Origin of the sequence: Vibrio sp. LB10LO1 (assembly GCF_010092875.1) — a bacterium.
GTDB classification, from domain to species: domain Bacteria; phylum Pseudomonadota; class Gammaproteobacteria; order Enterobacterales; family Vibrionaceae; genus Vibrio; species Vibrio campbellii.
In genome coordinates this window covers 1-3,883 of sequence record NZ_JAADJW010000074.1, presented here as the reverse complement: position 1 = coordinate 3,883, position 3,883 = coordinate 1, and the positions used below count along the sequence as shown (strand labels likewise).

Below are 3,883 nucleotides of genomic sequence, written 5' to 3'. Positions count from 1 at the left end.
TTGTAACCGTCTTAGCAGTTGGAAAACGCGAACGTAGCGATGTTTACCGTAAAGCCATGAAAAGATTGGATGATTGATTGCGGTATAACGCCCTGTTAAGGTGTGAGCAACGCAATACCGAAGCTCCCGCATATCACCTTAAACACTAAAACCAACGCATAGTAAAAATGCCCCGCGTTGCGAATCACTCTTAAACAGTTTGTTATGCCTTGCCCCACTCAGTTCGAAGAGCTGCCAAAACCACTGTATCCCACCACTGTCCTTTGAAAAAACGATGCTCTCTAAAATGTGCTTCTTGGCGCATACCCAGAGACTTACAGAGCTTAATAGCTGGCAGGTTTTTGCTGATTGTCTCAGCATAAATGCGGTGAACTCCCAACTCCGAGAACCCGAAATCGGCTAGAGCCAAGGCGGCTTCATGACTTAACTTATTACCTTGAGAGACTCTGGAAAATGCACACCCCATCGAAGCCTGCTGATTATCCTCTAACCGTAAACAAACAGCACCAACAAACTCACCTGATACCTTACGCTCGACAGCTAATTGGTATGATTTTCTTGGTTTCTCAGAAGCCTGAGCTATAAACAAGCGTGTTAACTCTCGGTATTTATTAGGGTCACAATCGCTTTCGTCATAAAAACGCTGATATTTAGCATCCTGAGACATAGCAACAAAAGCGTCTTCATCATTCGGAGTCATATCCCTAATAATCAGACGCTTAGTCTCGATTTTAAACATCGAAAGTTCCTTTTCCTTGTGAGGCATAACGCCCTGTTAAGGTGTGAGCAACGCAATACCAAAGCCGCCGCATACCACCTTTAACACTAAACGCAACGCATAGTAAAAATGCCACGCGTTGCGAATCACTCTTAAACAGATTGTTATATTTCAAATTTAATTGTATAGGTTTAAGCTTTCTATAATCTCTGACAAGTTAAATGGTTGTGAGTATTCAGATTGTAGTTTGCGTAATTCCTGTTGATCTAAATGCTTAATTGCATCTAGTGAGACACTTTCCAAAGGGGAAAGGTCTGCCTCAAAAATATGAAGTAACGAGTCATTCCCTTCTCGCTGTAACGCACTTCTCAGAGTCTCCACTTCACGTGAGATACAACTTCTAGAGTTGTAATTATATAAGTAGCCTATAACAATTTTTTTGTCTTCAAGACTCAAAGAGTTAAACCATGGATTATCCGGGAAATGTCGCTTTGTCTGATTTGAAATAAAGCACTCTTCATACTTGTCATCCCATGCTTTTAACGCTTGAACACTATCAGGATTACTTGAACAACCGGCAATCAACATTGAAATAAAGATCCATTTACTTAGATGCTTCACTCACACACCTCCAAAATTTCTGTTCATTACCATTCGTAAAGATTTCCTGTCTATATGCGATTTTAAAAATCTCACCTCTAACAATTCTGGTCGAAGAAGTCATCGCTCGACCGAACATTTCCCAGTCATATTCAGTAATTGTAATACCCATTTCAAATGGACTACTCGTCACGCTCGGGCTTGCAAAAATCTGAAACAATGGAACTGTTGATACCGCACTAGTAAACAGGTTTCCTTGTTTCATAATACTTCTTATATCGGAAACCGCCTTTTTACTCTTCCTCGATAACTTAAAACCTTTAATTTCACAATAGCCTATTTTTTCCATAACTTAGCCTTTGGTTGGGTTACTGACAAAACAAAGACCCTAACAAATTCAAGCTACAGACAAGCATGGTTATTCGTGATGTGACTCGGAAATATAACGCCCTGTTAAGGTGTGAGCAACGCAATACCGATGCCGCCGCATACCACCTTAAACACTAAACGCAACGTATAGCAAAAATGCCACGCGTTGCGAATCACTCTTAAACAGTTTGTTATACGTATTTTTTGAGCAGCTTTGCTTTTAGAATTTCTGGTTTCATTGCTGGCTTAGTACGATGAAGCATACGGTGGCAATTTGAACAAACCACACAAACGTCATTTAATGTACTGATGTAGTTTTCATCTTTTTCGTGTAGAGGGTTCTTATGGTGGCACTCGATAAACCCAGCGCCTAATTCTTTTCCGTACACTGACTCGAAATCAAAATCACAAACCTGGCATACAAAACCAAACTCGGCTTTTGCGTCTTTTACTAACTTAGAGTTACGCTTGAAATACGAAGCTTCACGCACCTGCCTTTCGCCCTCAGCATACTCCTGCTCTGGTGAGTTCTCTCGAATTTCATAGTCACCTAAGTCATCGATTACATATGGTTTTTGTAAAAGATGACTGACATAGCCTCCTGAACCACCAAAGTGTTCAAGTCGATCGCTTTTCACACGATAAACATTTCCTGACGGTCGAAAGTTAGGCATATACTGAACATCTTTCTTGAACTGGGTCCAAGTCAGTTCGATATGCTGAGTTTTGAAAAAGAACACGTAGGGGAAATGACTACTTCCCCACAAAAAGTTTGAAAGGTCTAAAAGCTGCTCTTTCCAAAAGCCTTTTACATGACAAAGAGCAGGCATTTCACCATCACCACCAGTGGTCTTGATTAGAAGCATGACATCGTCAACTTTAAGTTGACGAATAACACTCTTAGCGCCATCAGGAACTCCCCAGACGTTACACCAACCATCGGGAAACTCAGCTAGAAGCTTATCTTCTATTTCTGCTTGTAGATGAGGTGGACAATGTTCGACGATGTCGGAAACAGCGACTTCACCAAAGACAGTTTTGGGAAAATCTGCATTAGCTCCTTTTAAGCCAACATCATGGAAAAATAACTGCATAATACTTCCTCTGAACTAATACGTATAACGCCCTGTTAAGGTGTGAGCAACGCAATACCGAAGCTCCCGCATACCACCTTAAACACAAAACGCAACGCATAGCAAAAATGCCAAGCGTTGCGAATCACTCTTAAACAGATTGTTATATTTATGCCGCTTGAGCTTCATATGTACTCAACTTAACCAACAGCTCACGACATAGGTTTATAACTCGCTCCGAAGTTTCCGCAGAAATCGCTTTTTGGTCGTGTACCGTTACATTTCTATTTCGGCGAACTTCATCAAGTAGTTCAATATCACGGGATTCCAAAATACTGTGTTTGCTAGCAAGCTGCTGGAGGTGATACATACTTACCATTTTTGAATTAGGATCGAGTTCATTTAGCAATTGACGTAATGTTGATTCAAGAACCTTACTTGCTTCAAATACTGCAAGGTCGTACATGCCAGTTTTATTTAACTCCGACGCTCTGTTAAGTGAATCTAATATTTGATTTTTTGCATTTGTGTTTTCTGCGTCCAGGAACTTCTGTTTAATTGATCGAGCAATAAACAAGTAAACATTCTTACCAACATATCCCGTTAGGAATGCAGCTACACCACTAATGACTTCAGGCGATAATTGTTCAAATAGCTTACTTACTTGCGCAAGAAGTATAGTTACGCCCCAAAATAGAGAGAATATTGGAGGAATAATCAAGGCGAATGAATAACAAGCATTGCTCAGCTTATCTAGCCATTCACTATGTTTTGAAGATGCAAACTGCAAAGAAATAAAATAAACAGCCAAACCTAGCACACTAATGAGTAAAAGGTATGCAGCCTTAATCGTTAAGCTCATCCCAAAGAAAAGAAAGCCCAAATCACCATATTGATCAATCAATGGCTTGATAGCAAAAATCGTAGCTAACAAACCGACTGTAAACCCTACTTTGGTTTTAAAAAAATCATCCACTCTTACGATCTTCCTCAATAAATATAACGCCCTGTTAAGGTGTGAGCAACGCAATACCAAAGCCGCCGCATACCACCTTAAACACTAAACGCAACGCATAGTAAAAATGCCACGCGTTGCGAATCACTCTTAAACAGTTTGTTATGT

The 3,883-nt window shown here is 40.3% G+C and carries 5 protein-coding genes and 1 pseudogene; 1 reads left to right on the top strand and 5 read right to left on the bottom strand.

Annotated features, from left to right (window positions below):
• A pseudogene (locus GXP65_RS24750) lies at window positions 1–77 on the top strand (type II toxin-antitoxin system mRNA interferase toxin, RelE/StbE family); the annotation flags it as partial.
• A gap of 125 nt (window positions 78–202) precedes the next feature.
• On the opposite strand, the gene GXP65_RS24740 reads toward GXP65_RS24750, so the two are convergent.
• The 5 genes from GXP65_RS24740 to GXP65_RS24705 form a co-directional block, all read right to left on the bottom strand.
• Window positions 203–739 (bottom strand): GNAT family protein, encoded by a 537-nt coding sequence (locus GXP65_RS24740; protein WP_005448242.1) that lies wholly within the window; start codon window positions 737–739, stop codon window positions 203–205.
• Window positions 740–895: 156 nt separating this feature from the next.
• On the bottom strand, window positions 896–1,339 hold the full coding sequence (locus tag GXP65_RS25385) for a hypothetical protein (RefSeq protein WP_017190363.1): 444 nt from the start codon (window positions 1,337–1,339) through the stop codon (window positions 896–898).
• Complete coding sequence (locus tag GXP65_RS24725; protein ID WP_017190364.1) at window positions 1,323–1,667, bottom strand: hypothetical protein; 345 nt, start codon at window positions 1,665–1,667, stop codon at window positions 1,323–1,325. Before GXP65_RS24725 ends, GXP65_RS25385 begins: the two co-directional genes overlap by 17 nt.
• A gap of 211 nt (window positions 1,668–1,878) precedes the next feature.
• A complete protein-coding gene (locus GXP65_RS24715) occupies window positions 1,879–2,781 on the bottom strand; it encodes an HNH endonuclease (RefSeq protein WP_047517861.1) in 903 nt (300 codons plus the stop codon).
• Between the two features lie 148 nt (window positions 2,782–2,929).
• The gene (locus GXP65_RS24705; RefSeq protein WP_045392398.1) at window positions 2,930–3,736 is read right to left on the bottom strand and encodes a hypothetical protein; all 807 of its coding nucleotides are present in this window, start codon (window positions 3,734–3,736) and stop codon (window positions 2,930–2,932) included.
• Window positions 3,737–3,883 lie beyond the last annotated feature (147 nt).